The following is a 15,890-nucleotide window of genomic DNA, read 5'->3' on the forward strand; positions in this document are numbered from 1 at the left end:
ACCTGTTCGCGAGCTGTCGCTCGCTCCTACATCATCATTAACGTAGGAGTGAGCGATAGCGTGTTACATGCTAGCTAAGGTACCACCAGCCATAGGCTGTGACGGCAAATTGGTAACGCGCGGGGCAGCGGCCACAAGGGCTCGCCAGGCACCCAGCCACGCTTCATCGTGACGCTCCCACACTTGCTCGTGCAGGCGGCTCAGGGCCACTGGGTCGCTCAGCAGGTACAACCGGGCGTTGCCATCCAGGGCTTGTGGCCCACCGACCAACGCTTTGCTGACCATCACTTCACGCATCGCCTCTACGGGCCGAGCCTGGCCATGGCGCGCGGTGGCCAGGGCGCAAGCCAGCGCGTTTTGACGAGGATCTACCACGGCCCGGACAAAGCCTTGATGTAGCGCATTCTGGCGATTGTCGTGGGTGTATGTATCGGTCGACACCAGTTCCTGAGGCGTGTTGTATTCCTCTGGAATGAGGAACATCTTCTCTTGCCTGGCGCGCAAGCCCAGGTTGGTGCGGCTGGAAATCACCGACACCGGGATTGACAGCATCAGTGACACCACAATAGGCGCCAGCCACCACAGGAAGCTTGGGTTAAGCGAGGCCACCAGCACGGCCCAGCACAGGCCCAACAGGGTTTGCGGGCCGTGGCGACGTACCGCTTCCCCCCAAGGCGTGGAATCGTCGTCCCGCTGCGGAGAGTTCCAGGTCGCAGCCCAACCCAGGAACGCGGCCAGTACGAAGCGGGTATGGAAGATCATCCGAACCGGCGCCAGCAGCATGGAGAAGAACATCTCCAGCAGCATGGAAAGGGTTACACGAATACGACCGCCATACTCCTTGGCGCCCTTGGCCCAGATCAGGATGATGCTAAGCAGCTTGGGCAAGAACAGCAGCACGATGGTAGTGGAGAACAGCGCGATGGCTTTATCCGGGTGCCACTGTGGCCAGAGCGGGTACAGCTGCCGTGGCTCAAGGAAATAGGTGGGCTCCATCAGCGTGTTAACCGCCAGCAGCGCAGTGGAGAGCACCAGGAAGAAGAACCACAAGGGTGCTGACAGATAAGACATCACACCGGTCAGGAACACCGCGCGGTGAACCGGGTGCATGCCCTTGACCAGGAACAGCCTGAAGTTCATCAGGTTGCCGTGGCACCAACGGCGGTCCCGCTTGAGCTCGTCCAACAGGTTGGGCGGCAGCTCTTCATAGCTACCCGGCAGGTCATAGGCAATCCACACACCCCAGCCAGCGCGGCGCATCAGCGCGGCTTCGACGAAGTCGTGGGACAAAATGGCACCGGCGAAGGCACCCTTGCCGGGCAACGGCGCCAAGGCGCAGTGCTCGATAAAGGGCTTCATGCGAATAATTGCGTTGTGCCCCCAATAGTGGGATTCACCCAACTGCCAGAAATGCAGGCCCGCGGTGAACAGTGGGCCGTACACGCGGGTAGCGAACTGTTGCAAGCGCGCATACAGGGTGTCCATGCCAGACGCCTTGGGCGCGGTTTGAATGATACCCGCATCCGGAGTGGCTTCCATCAGCCGCACCAGGGAAGTCAGGCATTCGCCGCTCATTACGCTGTCTGCGTCGAGTACCACCATGTAACGGTAATCGCTGCCCCAGCGGCGGCAGAAGTCATCCAGGTTACCGCTCTTGCGCTTCACACGGCGGCGGCGGCGACGGTAGAAGATCCTGCCGAAGCCCTTGGTTTCCCTGCACACGTCCAGCCAGGCCTGTTGCTCAGCCACGGCGATGTCGGTGTTGTACGTATCGCTGAGGATAAAGAAGTCGAACCGATCCAGGTCCCCAGTGGCCGCTACCGATTCAAAGGTGGCGCGCAGGCCGGCGAACACCCGTGGCACGTCCTCATTACAGATAGGCATGACCAACGCAGTGCGCGCGCCTGCTTCGATAGGCTCGTTACCCGCGCTGGCGCCGGAGATGCGGTATTTATCCCGCCCGGTCAACAGCTCGAGGAAGCCCATAAGGGCTGTCCAGAAGCCTGCGGACACCCAGCAGAACAGAATGCCGAAGAGGATCAAAATGGTGGTTTGCAAAACGTAGGGCAGCACTTGTTGAGCCGTTTGCAGCAGCGGCTGATGCGCGACTTCGTTAAGGTCAACCATTGCCCAGCCTTGATACGGCAGGATGCCTTTCATGTAGTAGCCAGCCACGAGGGTCTGACCCAACATCAGTATCAGCAGGATATAACGGCGGATCGACCCCACCATGCGCCAGCGTGCCTTGGGCAGATCACGTTTGTCGCTAGTTGGCTGCGGCGGCGTGCCCTTGCCCTGCAGCCGATGCCATACCCGCCCCACGACGTTGGTTTTCCAAGGCTCTGGAACCATCTTGGTACGGCGGATAGGTGGCGTGGCCTTTAGCCGCACACGGCCATTGGCATCCACCTCAAGCAGCTCGTGTTCTTCCAACTCGGCGGCGGAATCCAGCGCCAGGTGGGCGTTCATTGCCTCGCCGCCCTCCCCAGCCGCGCGAGGCTGGGAAAGGCGTTGGTGCAGCTCGGTAAAGGAGCCGCTTTGGGCCAGCTCCGCGCGCTGAGCGTCGTTCAAGGGCAAATGCGCCAAGTACTCTGCCAGCGTTTCTGGTCGTTCGGTTGGCTTACTCATCGGCAGGCAACTGATAGCTCCAGGTTTCAGTCAACACTTCTTCAGTCTTGACCGGTTCAGCCGGTTGCGGCGCTGGCTGCGCTTCCACAGGCGCGGCGGCCTTCTCGGCAGCCTTTTCATGCTTGGCGTTCTTCTTGTGGCCGTGGCTTGGCTCTTCAGCCTTGGCCTCGACCACAGGCTTGGGCACGTCTTCAGGCACGATGTCCTGTACCAGTGCCGCACGCATTTCCACAGGCTTGGCGCCGTCTTTGACCTTGATGCGCAGCGTCAAGCGCCAGCCCTGGGTCATCGGGTTGTAGCGCACGCTATTTTCGACCAGCTCCGCGTTATCGCTCACGCTCACTTGGCTACGCACGCCGGCATCGTCCAGCAGCGATTTGAGCTTAGGCCCCTCGAAGTCGATGAGGAAGGCCAGGCTGCCATCAGGCTGGCGAACCAGGTTCGACTGCTTCACGTCGCCAGTCGAACGTAGGGTTTGCTTGACCCAAGCGATGTCGGGCGAGTGCAGCCCGACTTCGTCAGTGGTCCAGTGGATGCGATAACTGTGTTCCAACGGCTGCCCTGGTTCAGGCATTTGCTCCGGGCTCCAGAACGCAACGATGTTGTCGTTGGTTTCATCAGCGGTTGGGATTTCCACCAATTCCACGGTGCCCTTGCCCCAATCGCCACGGGGTTCGATCCAGGCGCTCGGGCGACGGTCGTAACGGTCGTCCAGGTCTTCGAAGCGGCTGAACTCACGAGCGCGCTGCAACAAGCCAAAGCCTTTAGGGTTCTCAACGGTGAAGCTGCTGGTGCTCAAGTGCTTGGGGTTATTCAATGGGCGCCAGATCCACTCGCCATTACCGGCGTGGATCGACAGGCCGTTGGAGTCATGCAACTCGTGGCGGAAGTTAAGTACGCGTGAAGGCTGGTTGGCACCGAACAGGTACATGCTGGTCAGCGGCGCCACGCCCAGGCGGCTCACACGGTCACGCATGTATACGCGGGACTGAACGTCCACCACGCTGTCGGTACCTGGGCGCAACACCAGGCGGTAAGCACCGGTGGACCGAGGGGAATCGAGCAGCGCATAGATGACCAACTGCTTGTCTTGTGGCTCTGGCTTCTCTACCCAGAACTCGGTAAAGCGTGGGAACTCTTCACCCGATGGCAGCGCGGTGTCGATGGCCAGGCCACGCGCGGACAGGCCGTAGTTCTGGTCCTTGCCGATCACCCGGAAGTAACTGGCGCCCAGCAGGGTCATGACTTCATCTTGCTTATCCGATTTGTTGATCGGGTACAGCACGCGCAAGCCCGCCCAGCCCAGGTTCTCGGTGCTCTTGGGGTCAAATTGCACGTCCCCGAAATTGAACCGGGAAGGGTCGTATTTGATTTCCTCTACCGTGGTAGCGGTGACCTCGTTGATCTTCACCGGCGTATCAAAGTGCATGCCCTGGTGATAGAACGACAACTTGAAGGGGGTTTTGTCGTCCGCCCACTCGACCTTGTCGGCGCGGAACTGGATCTTCTGGTAATCCGCGAACTTCATATCGCGGAACAACGGTGGGAGGTTGCTTTTTGGAGCTTCGTACTTTTGTCCGGCAAGGTCCTTCGCCTTGGCGGCAACGTCGTCCAGACTGAACGCCCATAGTTGCCCAGCGCCAAGCAGGCAGAACAGCGCCGAGCCTGCCACTAGCGCCTTGCGCAGGCGTTTGCCGGTTGTTCCTGGTGTGTTACACGGACTTACAATCACGAGCTACCCTCGCCGTAACAGAATCATTGAACCAACGGCCAGCTGCGGTTGCCGGGTTGGCGAGCACTGTTCCGACTCCAAAAGGGCTTAATGATTCCCTAATGACCGCCGGTCTAATACTCAAGTTAGAACAAAACCGGGAATCGGGCACACAGCCCTCCCGGCGCGCGATTATCTAGCACAGCGCGGCACAACGCATCAGGTTGAAAGAAGAATTTCTGCTACAAGGCAGCATTTTCATCCAGCACTGAAGCCCGTCAGCGCCCGTATTGCTCATACTTGGAGCATAAAGGTCACCGGGCCATCGTTGACCAGGTGAACCTGCATGTCCGCGCCAAAGCGCCCGCTTTGGGCAGTGGGCAGGGCCACCCTGGCTCGATCAAGCAGGTAATCGAACAGCTCACGAGCCTGCTCGGGCGGTGCCGCGGTGGAGAAGCCAGGGCGCATGCCGCTGCGGGTATCCGCCGCCAAGGTAAACTGCGAGACCAGCAGTAACCCTCCCTGCACCTCCAGCACGGAACGGTTCATGCGGCCTTCGCTATCGCTGAACACCCGGTAATTGAGCAGCTTGTGCAGAAGTTTATCGGCATGCGCCGCGGTATCACCCGGCTCTACGCCAACCAGCACCAGCAAACCCTGATCGATGGCGCCGATCACTTCCCCTGCTACCTCTACCCTGGCGTTGGCGACCCGCTGCAATAGCCCCCTCATGCTTCTTCGAGAGGCAGGTCCAGCAGGCGACGCGCCATTTGGTCGGCAGCCCGTACCAGAGCGTCGATGATGCCAGGCTCGGAACTGGCGTGCCCGGCGTCGCGGATCACTTGCAGCTCGCTGTTTGGCCAGGCTTGATGCAGCTCCCACGCGTTGTCCAGCGGGCAGATTACGTCATAGCGACCATGGATGATCACTGCGGGCAAATGGGCGATCTTGTCCACATCCCGGACCAGCTGATTGGGCTCCAGGAAGGCATTATTAACGAAGTAATGGGTTTCGATACGGGCGATGGACAACGCCCGTTGCGGCTCGGAGAAGCGGTCCACCACCAAGGGATTGGGCCTTAAGGTAGCCGTGCGGCCCTCCCAAATTGACCAGGCCTTGGCGGCATGCATCTGGGCGATCTGGTCGCTACCGATCAGGCGTTTGTGGAAAGCCTTGAGCAAGTCGCCGCGCTCTTCAACAGGAATGGGCGCCAGGTAATCCTGCCAGTAGTCTGGGAACATCCGATTCGCACCGCTCTGATAGAACCACTGAAGCTCTTGCGGGCGGCAGAGGAAAATCCCCCGCAGAATCAAACCATGCACCCGGTCGGGGTGCGTTTGCGCGTACGCCAGGGCCAGGGTGGATCCCCAGGAGCCACCGAACAGCACCCATTTATCGATCCCCAGGTGTTCGCGAATACGCTCGATATCCTGCACCAGGTCCCAGGTCGTATTGCGCTCCAGGCTGGCGTGAGGCGTGGATCGGCCACAGCCACGCTGGTCGAAGGTCACGATACGGTAGAGATTGGGGTCGAAATAGCAGCGGCTGGCGGCGTCGCACCCTGAACCAGGGCCACCGTGAATAAATAGCACCGGCAGACCCTCGGGCGACCCGCTTTCATCCACGTACAGCACATGCGGCTCGTCCACGGCCAGATCATGCCGTGCATAGGGTTTGATCTGCGGATACAGGGTCAGCATCGGGCGCTCCATCAGGGTTTGTTCAGCCGTGAGCCATCATAAACCCGATTTGCCGCAATGTGCTTGCCTAAACGCAGCGCCGAACGGCTACCAGTGCGGGATCAGACGGGCGCGCTTGCTAGAGGGTGGCATGACGGTTGTACCAAAGCGCAGGCCTGTAGAGACCCGTTCGGGATCAAACACCCGTTCTGCGCTGAACGAACCGGCTGACATAATCATCAGCCGGGTTCTGAAGAATGTGCTCGGGCGTGCCTACCTGCACCAGCCGGCCGTCTCGCATAATGGCAATGCGGTCACCGAGGCGTAGGGCCTCGTCTAGGTCGTGGGTAATGAATACGATGGTTTTGTGCAGCTTGGCCTGAAGGCCACGCAGTTGCTCTTGCAGGTCGGCGCGAATAAGCGGGTCCAGCGCGCTGAAGGCTTCATCTAACAGCAAAATGGGGGTATCACTGGCCAGGGCCCGGGCCAGGCCAACACGCTGGCGCATGCCGCCGCTGAGTTGCTCCGGCCAGTGCTCGGCGTAGCCCGCCAAGCCCACCTGTTCGATCCAATGATGGGCACGTTCATGGCTGACAGCGCTGGGCTCTCCACGCACACGCAAGCCATAAGAGACGTTATCTACTACGTTCTTGTGGGGCAGCAAACCAAAGCCCTGGAAGACCATGCTGATCTGCCGCCGACGCAGCTCGCGCAGGCGCCCAGGGCCATAGCCTAATACGTTCTCGCCTTGCACGATGATTTCGCCACGGGTAGGGTCGATCAGGCGATTGAGGTGGCGTACCAGAGTGGATTTGCCTGAGCCCGACAACCCCATGATCACGAACACTTCGCCTGCTTCAACGCTCAGCGAAACATTAGCCACCCCTATTACGCATTGAGTTTTTTCGAGAATCTGTGCCTTGCTGGCGCCCTGATCCAGCAGCGCCAGCGCACGTTCGGGGTGGCGCCCAAACACCTTGGTGACCTGCCGCAATTCGATAGCGCTCATTTGCCTGCCCTTTGCCGTGGCTTGCCATAGGCTTGGGTAATCCGGTCGATCACGATCGCCAGGGCGACGATAGCCAAGCCCGCTTCCAGGCCTTTGCCCACGTTGAGGGTTTGAATCCCGGCCAGTACGTTTTCGCCCAGGCCACGGGCGCCGATCATCGATGCGATCACCACCATCGACAGTGCCATCATGATGGTTTGGTTGATCCCCGCCATGATGCTGGGCAATGCCAACGGCAGTTGTACGCCAACCAGTTGCTGCCAGGGGCTGGCACCGAAGGCGGTTACGGCCTCCATCACTTCTTTGTTTACTTGGCGGATGCCAAGGTCGGTCAGGCGAATCACCGGCGCGATGGCATACACCAAGGTGGCGAAGATCGCCGGGACCTTGCCCAGGCCAAACAGCATCAATACAGGGATAAGGTAAACGAAACTGGGCAGGGTTTGCATTACATCCAGCAACGGCAGCAGCACCGCCCGTAACCGTGCGCAGCGGGCCGCAAGCATCCCCAGCGGCACGCCAAGCAGGATGGTCAGGGTGGTGGCGACCACTACCAGTGCCAGAGTCTGCAGCAGTTTGTCCCACAAGCCCACGGCGCCAACCAAAAACAGCAACGCGGCCATCAGCAGGGCGATGTACCAGCGCCGGCTGGCATGCCAGGCCAGGGCGCCAACCAGCAGCAACACTACCCACCAAGGGGTCGCCCGCAACAGGCTCTCGAGCCATATCAAGAGCGTGAGCAGGGTGTCGGACACCTGCCGCAGGGTATCGCCATAGCGACCTACCAGTTGATCGACCCAGGTATTGACCCACCCGGCGATGGAAAACGTGAGGCTGTCGGGAAACATACGCGGCACTCGTCTTAGGCTGAGGCTTAATCGGGCGCGCGCCAAATCAGCTTGGAGGTGTCATACCCATGCTGGCGGGCACGGGCCAACATACGCTGCTTAGTCTCTTCGCTTACCGTAGGGGTGCGTGCCAGCAACCACAGGTACTTGCGCTCAGGGTCGCCAACGACCACTTCACTGTAGTTGTCGTCCAGGTCGATGATCCAATAATCGCCCTTGGTAAGCCCAGGTACCAGGCGGGAGAACCAGTTATCGAACTCCACCCATAGCTTGTCGCTCTGGCCAGGCACTTGTTCCGTGGCGGTACCCTTGGCCTCTTCCCAGCTGCCGTCCTTGGTTTTGCAACGGTTAAGCACCGCCACGGTGCCGTCGGCATTAAGGCCATAGTGGGCCTCGGACTGCACGCACTTACGCTGGAAGAACATCGGCAGGCGGGCAATTTCATACCACGTGCCCTGATAACGCTTGAGGTCGACCTTGCCTACGGTCTTGGGCGCCATTTCGCGGTTGTTCGAATTGCTGCAGGCCACGATAAGGCCGCCGCAGATCAACAGCAACGCCACTTTGCCCAGGTTGGATAAAACGCTGTAACGGTTAGCCATGCTTCTTTACTCCTAAGGTCCAGATGCGCTGCAACGGCCTGTAACCACGAGCTGCAACCAGGCTCGCTACCAAGATAGCCCATCATTCAGTGCTTTCGGAGGGCTCCAGTGCCTGCACCTTACGCTCCAGTTCCAGGCGCAAGGGGGGGTCGATCACACCGGCGTCATAGAGCGCTGCTATATAACCCAGCGCCATACCTGTCATAAGTACCGTCTCAGGGCCTCTGTCGGCCCGGCTGATGGCAGCGATGCGCCGGTCGATGGCGCGCCCGATCTTCTCGGGAAGGTCTTGTTCGGTCATGGCTATTCCTGTCAGTTGCCGTGGGGCTTGGACGGTCTGACCAAGGATGAGGTTCCTACACGCTGGAACGCCTTACTGATGACGACACATATTCATCTTGAATGCCCTCGAGTTTGCGCCCCGATGGCCGATCCAGTCGATAACGCACCCTTTAAGCAAGGGTTCTTACCGCACTTGCCCTGAGCCCTTAGCCCCATGACCTCCAATATGAAATTCAGCCATAAAATCTTGCTGGTGGCGGGCCTGATCGTGGCACTCGCGTTTGCCTGCTTCACGCTGTTCAACGATTACCGCCAACGCCAAACCTTGCGGGCGCAAACCGAAACCTCGCTGGCTCAGGTGGGCGCGCTCACTGCCAGTAACGTACAAACCTGGCTGACCAGCCGCATGCAGCTGGTAGAGTCCATGAGCCAACAGGTAGCGGTCAGCGCCGCCGACCGCGAAAGCCTGCCGCAGATCATTGGCCTACCGGTGTACCCGGCTAATTTCCAGCTCAGCTATTTTGGCGGCCGTGATGGCGTGATGTTCTCGGTGCCTGCGGGAAGCCGTGCCGCGGACTATGACCCTCGGGCCCGTGGCTGGTACAAGGCTGCCAATAGCGCTGGCCGAACGATCGTTACCGAGCCCTACGTTGCAGCTTCGTCGGGCAAGCTGGTGATCACCGTCGCCTCCCCCGTACAGCGCGGTAATGAAACCCTCGGCGTAGCCGGGGCAGACATCGACCTGGGGCAAGTGAGCGACATCATCAACTCGCTTAATTTTGGCGGCCATGGCCTGGCGTTTATCGTCAGTGCCCAAGGCAAGGTATTGATCCATCCAGACGCCAAGCTGGCGCTCAAATCCTTGACCGATGCCTACCCGCGGGGCACCCCGGCCCTCACGCTGGGCCTGAAGGAAGTCGAAGTCGACGGCAAAGACCAGTTCATGATTTTCACGCCCCTTAAAGGCGTGCCCTCGGCGGATTGGTATATCGCCACGGTGCTGGATAAGTCCGCGGCCTTCGCCATGCTCGGCGAGTTCCGCTCGTCAGCGGTAGTGGCCATGGTGATTGCCGTGGTAGCAATCATCGCCTTGCTGGGTCTGTTGATCCGCGTGCTGATGGCACCTTTGCATGTGATGAATCGCGCACTGCAAGACATCGCCGCGGGCGAAGGCGACCTCACTCGCCGCCTGGTCATCCATGGCAAGGACGAGTTCGGTACCCTGGGGCAGTCGTTCAACCAGTTTGTGGAGCGTATCCACGACTCCATTCGCGAAGTGGCTTCAGCCACCGCTCAGGTCAACCAAGTGGCCTTGCGTGTGGTGGAAACCTCGAATGCCTCGATGCACAACTCTGACCAACAAGCCGGGCGCACCAGTAGTGTGGCGGCAGCCATCAACGAATTGGGCGCGGCTGCTCAGGAAATCGCACAAAACGCAGCCTTGGCCTCCCAGCATTCGGGTGTGGCCCGTGGCCTGGCGACCGAGGGCCAGCAGGTCGTTCATCGCACCATCGAAAGCCTGGGCGAGCTGTCCTCCAACATCAGTGACTCGTGCGGCAATATCGAGACCTTGAACAGCAATACAGCAAATATTGGGCAAATTCTTGAGGTGATCAGCGGCATTTCCCAGCAAACCAACCTGCTGGCCTTGAACGCTGCGATCGAAGCCGCCCGCGCTGGCGAAGCGGGTCGTGGGTTCGCCGTGGTGGCAGACGAGGTTCGCAACCTGGCGCACCGTACCCAGGAGTCTGCCCGTCAGGTACAAGCCTTGATCGAAGACCTGCAACAGGGCTCGCGTCAGGCAGTCAATACCATGACCGAAAGCCAACGCCAGAGCGAAGCCAGCGTGCAGGTCGCGAATCAGGCGGGGGACCGCCTTAACAGCGTGACCCAGCGCATTGGCGAAATCGACGGCATGAATCAGTCGGTAGCTGCCGCCACGGAAGAACAGACCGCTGTGGTAGAAGCGATCAACCAGGACATCACTGAGATCAATACCCTGAACCAGGAAGGCGTAGAGAACCTACAGTCCACGCTCAAGGCTTGTGGCGAACTGGAAAGCCAAGTGAGCCGCTTGCGGCAGTTGGTAGGCAGCTTCAGGATCTAACGGCAAACCCCCGCCAATTGCTGGCGGGGGCCTTTGCATCGATTACTGGTGGTAACCGGTCACGCGCTCGACTTCTTGCTTCGAACCCAGGAAGACCGCTACGCGCTGGTGCAGCCCTTCAGGCTGAATATCCAGAATGCGCTGGTGGCCATCAGTCGCCATGCCACCCGCCTGTTCGATCAGGAAGGACATGGGGTTAGCTTCGTACATCAGGCGCAGCTTGCCCGGCTTGGACGGCTCGCGGGAGTCGCGAGGGTACATGAACAAGCCGCCACGGGTCAGGATGCGGTGTACGTCCGCGACCATGGCCGCGACCCAGCGCATGTTGTAATCCTTGCCCAACGGGCCGTCCTTGCCTGCCAGCAGCTCATCCACATAGCGCTTGACCGGGGCTTCCCAGTGACGCTGGTTGGACATGTTGATGGCAAATTCAGCGGTGCTTTCCGGAACCTGAATGTTCTCGTGGGTCAGCACGAAGCTGCCCAGCTCACGGTCCAGGGTAAAGCCGATCACGCCGTTGCCTAGCGTGAGCACCAGCATGGTCTGCGGGCCGTAGATCGCATAACCGGCGGCGACCTGGCGAGTACCTGGCTGCAGGAAGGCCTGCTCGTTAAGCGCGTCGTTCTGGCTCAGGTACTGGTCCGGGCAGCGAAGTACCGAGAAGATAGTCCCTACGGACACGTTCACGTCGATGTTGGAAGAGCCGTCTAGAGGGTCGAAGACCAGCAGGTAGGCGCCCTTGGGGTATCGGCCTGGAATCTGGTAAGCGTCATCCATTTCTTCGGACGCCATCCCTGCCAGGTGGCCGCCCCATTCGTTGGCTTCTAGCAGGATTTCGTTGGACAGCACGTCCAGTTTCTTTTGCACTTCACCCTGTACGTTTTCGGTACCCATGCTGCCCAGCACCCCGCCCAGGGCGCCTTTTTGCACCTGATGGGCAATGGCCTTGCACGCGCGGGCGACCACCTCGATAAGGAAGCGCAGGTCCGCGGGGGTATTATTGCTGCGCGTCTGCTCGATCAGGTAGCGACTCAGGGTTACGGACGACATGGGACAAGCTCCGGTTCCGGAAAGGGGGGTGTCAAAACCCGCGCAGTTTACAGGGGGAAGGTCAACCAGGGCTATGTACGGAATATAACTACACGGCCATGCGCGGGCCGCAGGCTAGCGGCTCGCCGTCAGACCGCTGGAATGAAACGGAGTTCAGATAATAAAAGCCTTGTAGGTAGCGTCTTCCAGGCTTCACCTTGCCCCACAGGTTTTGTAGGAACAGGCAAAGCCTGGAATAGTTCTAACCCAAGCGGGTGGCGATCACAGCGCTTTCCAGATTTGCTGCGCGTACTCGCGGATGGTGCGGTCGGAGGAGAACCAGCCCATGCGCGCGGTATTGAGAATCGCCGAACGCCACCATTGTTTGGGGTGGCGCCACAACTCTTCGACTTTCATCTGCGCGGCCCAATAGGACTCGAAGTCCGCGCACACCAGGAAATGATCGTAACTCTGCAAGCCGTCGATCAGGCCTGCATAGCGGGATGGATCATCTGGCGAGAACACGCCACCGCGAATGGCTTGCAGCACATCGTTGAGACGGTGGGACTTGGCGACCTCCTGGTGCGCGCTGTAATCGCCAGCCTGCTTGCGGGCTTCTACCTCGTCCGCCTTCAAGCCAAAGATAAACATATGCTCAGCCCCCACGTGGTCACACATTTCCACGTTGGCGCCGTCCAGGGTACCGATAGTCAAGGCCCCGTTAAGTCCGAACTTCATGTTACTGGTGCCGGAGGCTTCATAGCCGGCGGTGGAGATCTGCTCAGACAGGTCCGCCGCGGGCATGATGCTTTCGGCCAGGCTCACGTTGTAGTTGGGCAGGAAGGCAACCTTCAGCAAGCCTCGTACCGTTGGGTCGTTGTTGACCGTGCGGGCAATGTCATTGGCCAGCTTAATGATCAATTTGGCCTGATAGTAACTGGCCGCGGCCTTGCCCGCGAAAATCTTCACCCGTGGCACCCAGGGTTTTTCCGGGGTGGCGCGCATGGCCTGATACAGCGCCACGGTGTGTAGCAGGTTAAGCAGTTGGCGCTTGTACTCGTGGATGCGCTTGACCTGGATGTCGAACATCGCCTTTGGGTCTACCGTGACACTCAGGCGTTCTTGGATGATCCGTGCCAAGGCCTCCTTACTGTGCAGGCGCTGGTCGGCGAAGCGGCGTTGGAAGGCCGCGTCATCGGCAAAAGCTTCCAGCCCCTTGAGCAGGGTTTCCGGGTTGTCCAGTACGCCCGCGCCAAGCTTGTCCACCAGCATGGAGGTCAGCTTGGGGTTGGCCTGGAACAGCCAGCGGCGGAAGGTAATGCCGTTGGTTTTGTTGTTGATACGCTCGGGGTACAGCCTGTTAAGGTCAGAGAACACCGTGCTGCGCATCAAGTCGGTGTGCAGTGCAGACACCCCATTGATGCTATGCGAGCCGAGGAACGCCAGGTTGCCCATACGCACCCGGCGGCCGTGTCCTTCTTCGATCAGCGACACCGTGCGCAGCAGATCGACGTCGTCCAAGCCCTTCTCGCGCAGGCCATCAATGTGCTGCGCGTTGATCAGGTAGATGATTTGCATATGACGCGGCAACATGCGCTCCATCAACCCTACTGGCCAGGTTTCCAGCGCCTCCGGCAATAGCGTGTGGTTGGTGTAGCAAAGGGTTTCTACGGTGACCTTCCAGGCTTCGTCCCACGACAGCTGGTGAATATCCACCAGCAGGCGCATCAGCTCGGCCACGGCGATGGAAGGGTGTGTGTCGTTCATCTGGATGGCAGCATGCTCACCCAGGGAGTTGACCGTATCGTAAGCGTTGATATGCCGCCGTAGCAGGTCTTGCAGCGACGCCGAGACGAAGAAGTACTCTTGGCGCAGGCGCAGCTCCTGACCGGCCTCGGTGCTGTCGGCGGGGTACAGCACGCGTGAGATACTTTCAGCGCGGGCCACGTCGGCCACGGCGCCCAAGTGATCACCTGCGTTGAAGCGCTCCAGGTGCAGGTCTTCCATGGCACGGGCGCGCCACAGCCTCAGGGTGTTCACACTGGCGCCGCGCCATCCGACCACAGGCGTGTCATAGGCGACCGCACGTACGGTTTCTGCTGGGCGCCATACCTGCCGAGGTGTGCCATCGGGCTCCACGGTGCCTTCTACATGGCCTCCGAAGCTGATGGGGTAGATCACCTCTGGCCGCTCGAACTCCCAAGGGTTGCCGAAATCCAGCCAGTTTTCGGTCTGTTCTTGCTGCCAACCATCGATAATGGCCTGGCGGAACAACCCGTGCTCGTAACGAATGCCGTAGCCATGGGCAGCCACACCCAGGGTGGACATACTTTCCATAAAGCACGCAGCCAGCCGGCCCAGGCCGCCGTTACCCAGTGCGGCGTCGGGTTCCAGCAGGCGGATTTTGTCCAGGTCGACCCCCAAGCCATCAAGGGCCTCGCGGGCGATGTCCAGGATACCCATATTGCTCAGGCTATCTACCAATAACCTACCGATCAGAAACTCCAACGAGAGGTAATACACCCGCTTCTGCTGGCTGCGGTAAATCTGCCGGGTATGGTCCATCCAGTGATCGACCATATGATCACGCGCGGCCAGTGCGATGGCCTCGAACCAGTCATGGTCGAATGCGTGCTCTGGGTCTTTGCCAACCGCGTAGGTCAGTTTGGCGAGTACAGCGGCACGAAATTCGTCCACATCGACTTTGACTTTTCGGGTGAGCGGTTCCTGAGACATTTGCAGCCCTCAATGGCGGAAAATTTTCAACAGCGGTGGAGTGAGCCTAGACGGTTCGACCAAAGGGCGGTAGGGCGGGTTCGAGAAACTCTTTCTGGCAAAGGTACGAACGGCCATTGAACCCACCACCAGGGCAGGTATCATCGCGCGCCCGATTGTTAAGATGCCCTGCCATGAAGCCCACCCTGATCGCCGCCGCCGAGCTTGACCGCCTCGAAACGTGGCAAAAGTACGCCAGCCATATGTGCGGTGGCTGCATTTCCAGTTGCTGCACGCTACCGGTAGAAGTGCGCATCAAGGATTTGATCCGCATCGGGGTAGTGGATGAGTTCGAGAAAGACGAGCCCCCTAAAAACGTGGCCAAACGGCTGCAAAAGGACGGCATCATCGAGCGGTTTAATCAGAAGAGCGGCATCTTCACCCTGACCCGCATGAGCAACGATGACTGCCTCTACCTGGACCGTAAAAGCCGCCTGTGCACTATCTATGACAAGCGTCCGGACACCTGCCGTAATCACCCCAAGGTTGGCCCTCGGCCTGGATACTGTGCCTACAAGCCCAAGCCGGTAGCACGCTAAAGCGTTGGGCTGGCCTCGGTGGTACTTACCCTGCTCTGGTTCAAAGTGTTCAAGACCAGCGCCCAGCGCGGCCCTCAGTGGTCGACAGAGGACGCCCTAGGCGAAGTGGGCCTGTTGACCGTGGCCGTTACGCCGTTCCAGCGCGGCAAGGTGCGCTTATAAGCAGACCATTGACTGGGGCATTACCATTCGCTCGGTGGAAATCCAGGACATCAAGCCGTCCGAGTCCATGCAGCGGGCCATGGAGTTGCAAGCGGCGGCCGAACGGGAGCGTAAGGCAACGGTTACGCGAGCCGAGGGCGCCAAAACCGCCGCTATTCTTGAGGCCGAAGCCCGGCTGGAGTCCGCCAAACGCGACGGCGATGCTCAGGTGACCTGGCCAATGCGTCGGCCCAAGTCATCGAACGGGTCAAGACCGCCATCGGCACCGATACCGGCCCCATGATTTATCTTCTGGGGGAGAAATACATCACAGCGATGGAAAAACTCTCTACCAGCTACGGTGGCCTCTACCGCTTGTAGGAGCGAGCACAAGCTCGCGAAGATACGCCATAGTTCATAACCAATAGACGTACTGTTCGCCAGTTCTGCTGGCTCCTACAACATGAACTGCGCCCCAAATGTTGGACACCTATCCAACCTTATGGGGCGTTTTTCATGGGTAAGTACTCAAAAGACTTC

The 15,890-nt window shown here is 59.7% G+C and carries 13 protein-coding genes and 2 pseudogenes; 5 read left to right on the forward strand and 10 right to left on the reverse strand.

What is annotated here, in order from left to right; translation table 11 throughout:
• Nucleotides 1-63: 63 nt before the first annotated feature.
• From mdoH to ACWKV4_RS18665, 8 genes are all read right to left on the reverse strand, one after another.
• A complete protein-coding gene (mdoH, locus tag ACWKV4_RS18630; protein WP_483833590.1) occupies nucleotides 64-2,628 on the reverse strand; it encodes a glucans biosynthesis glucosyltransferase MdoH in 2,565 nt (854 codons plus the stop codon).
• Nucleotides 2,621-4,360 (reverse strand): glucan biosynthesis protein G, encoded by a 1,740-nt coding sequence (locus ACWKV4_RS18635; RefSeq protein WP_483833591.1) that lies wholly within the window; start codon nucleotides 4,358-4,360, stop codon nucleotides 2,621-2,623. The genes mdoH and ACWKV4_RS18635 overlap by 8 nt, the downstream gene beginning before the upstream one ends.
• Nucleotides 4,361-4,633: 273 nt before the next feature.
• The gene (gene dtd / locus ACWKV4_RS18640) at nucleotides 4,634-5,071 is read right to left on the reverse strand and encodes a D-aminoacyl-tRNA deacylase (protein WP_483833592.1); all 438 of its coding nucleotides are present in this window, start codon (nucleotides 5,069-5,071) and stop codon (nucleotides 4,634-4,636) included.
• A complete protein-coding gene (gene pip, locus ACWKV4_RS18645; RefSeq protein WP_483833593.1) occupies nucleotides 5,068-6,039 on the reverse strand; it encodes a prolyl aminopeptidase in 972 nt (323 codons plus the stop codon). The genes dtd and pip overlap by 4 nt, the downstream gene beginning before the upstream one ends.
• Nucleotides 6,040-6,214: 175 nt before the next feature.
• Complete coding sequence (locus ACWKV4_RS18650) at nucleotides 6,215-7,027, reverse strand: quaternary amine ABC transporter ATP-binding protein (RefSeq protein ID WP_483833594.1); 813 nt, start codon at nucleotides 7,025-7,027, stop codon at nucleotides 6,215-6,217.
• Complete coding sequence (locus ACWKV4_RS18655; RefSeq protein WP_483833595.1) at nucleotides 7,024-7,875, reverse strand: ABC transporter permease; 852 nt, start codon at nucleotides 7,873-7,875, stop codon at nucleotides 7,024-7,026. Before ACWKV4_RS18655 ends, ACWKV4_RS18650 begins: the two co-directional genes overlap by 4 nt.
• Before the next feature lie 26 nt (nucleotides 7,876-7,901).
• Nucleotides 7,902-8,477 (reverse strand): lipocalin family protein, encoded by a 576-nt coding sequence (locus ACWKV4_RS18660; RefSeq protein ID WP_483833596.1) that lies wholly within the window; start codon nucleotides 8,475-8,477, stop codon nucleotides 7,902-7,904.
• Between the two features lie 82 nt (nucleotides 8,478-8,559).
• Nucleotides 8,560-8,778 (reverse strand): hypothetical protein, encoded by a 219-nt coding sequence (locus tag ACWKV4_RS18665; protein WP_483833597.1) that lies wholly within the window; start codon nucleotides 8,776-8,778, stop codon nucleotides 8,560-8,562.
• A gap of 207 nt (nucleotides 8,779-8,985) precedes the next feature.
• On the opposite strand from ACWKV4_RS18665, the pseudogene ACWKV4_RS18670 reads away from it, so the two are divergent.
• A pseudogene (locus tag ACWKV4_RS18670) lies at nucleotides 8,986-10,011 on the forward strand (HAMP domain-containing protein); the annotation flags it as partial.
• A gap of 90 nt (nucleotides 10,012-10,101) precedes the next feature.
• Nucleotides 10,102-10,866 carry a methyl-accepting chemotaxis protein gene (locus tag ACWKV4_RS18675; protein WP_483833604.1) on the forward strand — a complete coding sequence of 255 codons (765 nt, stop codon included), beginning with the start codon at nucleotides 10,102-10,104 and terminating at the stop codon, nucleotides 10,864-10,866.
• Nucleotides 10,867-10,908: 42 nt separating this feature from the next.
• On the opposite strand, the gene ACWKV4_RS18680 is transcribed toward ACWKV4_RS18675, so the two are convergent.
• Both ACWKV4_RS18680 and ACWKV4_RS18685 read right to left on the reverse strand, forming a co-directional pair.
• The gene (locus ACWKV4_RS18680) at nucleotides 10,909-11,916 is read right to left on the reverse strand and encodes a class 1 fructose-bisphosphatase (protein ID WP_483833598.1); all 1,008 of its coding nucleotides are present in this window, start codon (nucleotides 11,914-11,916) and stop codon (nucleotides 10,909-10,911) included.
• 261 nt (nucleotides 11,917-12,177) lie between these two features.
• A complete protein-coding gene (locus ACWKV4_RS18685) occupies nucleotides 12,178-14,631 on the reverse strand; it encodes a glycogen/starch/alpha-glucan phosphorylase (RefSeq protein ID WP_483833599.1) in 2,454 nt (817 codons plus the stop codon).
• Between the two features lie 173 nt (nucleotides 14,632-14,804).
• Here ACWKV4_RS18685 and ACWKV4_RS18690 point away from each other — a divergent pair, with 173 nt between their 5' ends.
• The 3 genes and pseudogenes from ACWKV4_RS18690 to ACWKV4_RS18700 form a co-directional block, all read left to right on the forward strand.
• Complete coding sequence (locus tag ACWKV4_RS18690; RefSeq protein ID WP_483833600.1) at nucleotides 14,805-15,209, forward strand: YkgJ family cysteine cluster protein; 405 nt, start codon at nucleotides 14,805-14,807, stop codon at nucleotides 15,207-15,209.
• Nucleotides 15,210-15,227: 18 nt separating this feature from the next.
• Nucleotides 15,228-15,371: a hypothetical protein gene (locus ACWKV4_RS18695; protein WP_483833601.1), complete on the forward strand. Its 144-nt coding sequence runs from the start codon at nucleotides 15,228-15,230 to the stop codon at nucleotides 15,369-15,371.
• A pseudogene (locus ACWKV4_RS18700) lies at nucleotides 15,370-15,707 on the forward strand (SPFH domain-containing protein); the annotation flags it as partial. The gene ACWKV4_RS18695 and the pseudogene ACWKV4_RS18700, both read left to right, overlap by 2 nt.
• Nucleotides 15,708-15,890: the final 183 nt, after the last annotated feature.

This window comes from Pseudomonas artemisiae (assembly GCF_057128685.1).

Bases quoted from the DNA above. Each gene is read 5' to 3' on its own strand.
- ACWKV4_RS18675 (WP_483833604.1), top strand. From the start codon at position 10,102: ATGCACAACTCTGACCAACAAGCCGGGCGCACCAGTAGTGTGGCGGCA.
- ACWKV4_RS18690 (WP_483833600.1), top strand. From the start codon at position 14,805: ATGAAGCCCACCCTGATCGCCGCCGCCGAGCTTGACCGCCTCGAAACG.
- ACWKV4_RS18655 (WP_483833595.1), bottom strand. From the start codon at position 7,875: ATGTTTCCCGACAGCCTCACGTTTTCCATCGCCGGGTGGGTCAATACC.
- dtd (WP_483833592.1), bottom strand. From the start codon at position 5,071: ATGAGGGGGCTATTGCAGCGGGTCGCCAACGCCAGGGTAGAGGTAGCA.
- ACWKV4_RS18680 (WP_483833598.1), bottom strand. From the start codon at position 11,916: ATGTCGTCCGTAACCCTGAGTCGCTACCTGATCGAGCAGACGCGCAGC.
- ACWKV4_RS18660 (WP_483833596.1), bottom strand. From the start codon at position 8,477: ATGGCTAACCGTTACAGCGTTTTATCCAACCTGGGCAAAGTGGCGTTG.
- ACWKV4_RS18650 (WP_483833594.1), bottom strand. From the start codon at position 7,027: ATGAGCGCTATCGAATTGCGGCAGGTCACCAAGGTGTTTGGGCGCCAC.
- pip (WP_483833593.1), bottom strand. From the start codon at position 6,039: ATGCTGACCCTGTATCCGCAGATCAAACCCTATGCACGGCATGATCTG.
- mdoH (WP_483833590.1), bottom strand. From the start codon at position 2,628: ATGAGTAAGCCAACCGAACGACCAGAAACGCTGGCAGAGTACTTGGCG.
- ACWKV4_RS18665 (WP_483833597.1), bottom strand. From the start codon at position 8,778: ATGACCGAACAAGACCTTCCCGAGAAGATCGGGCGCGCCATCGACCGG.
- ACWKV4_RS18685 (WP_483833599.1), bottom strand. From the start codon at position 14,631: ATGTCTCAGGAACCGCTCACCCGAAAAGTCAAAGTCGATGTGGACGAA.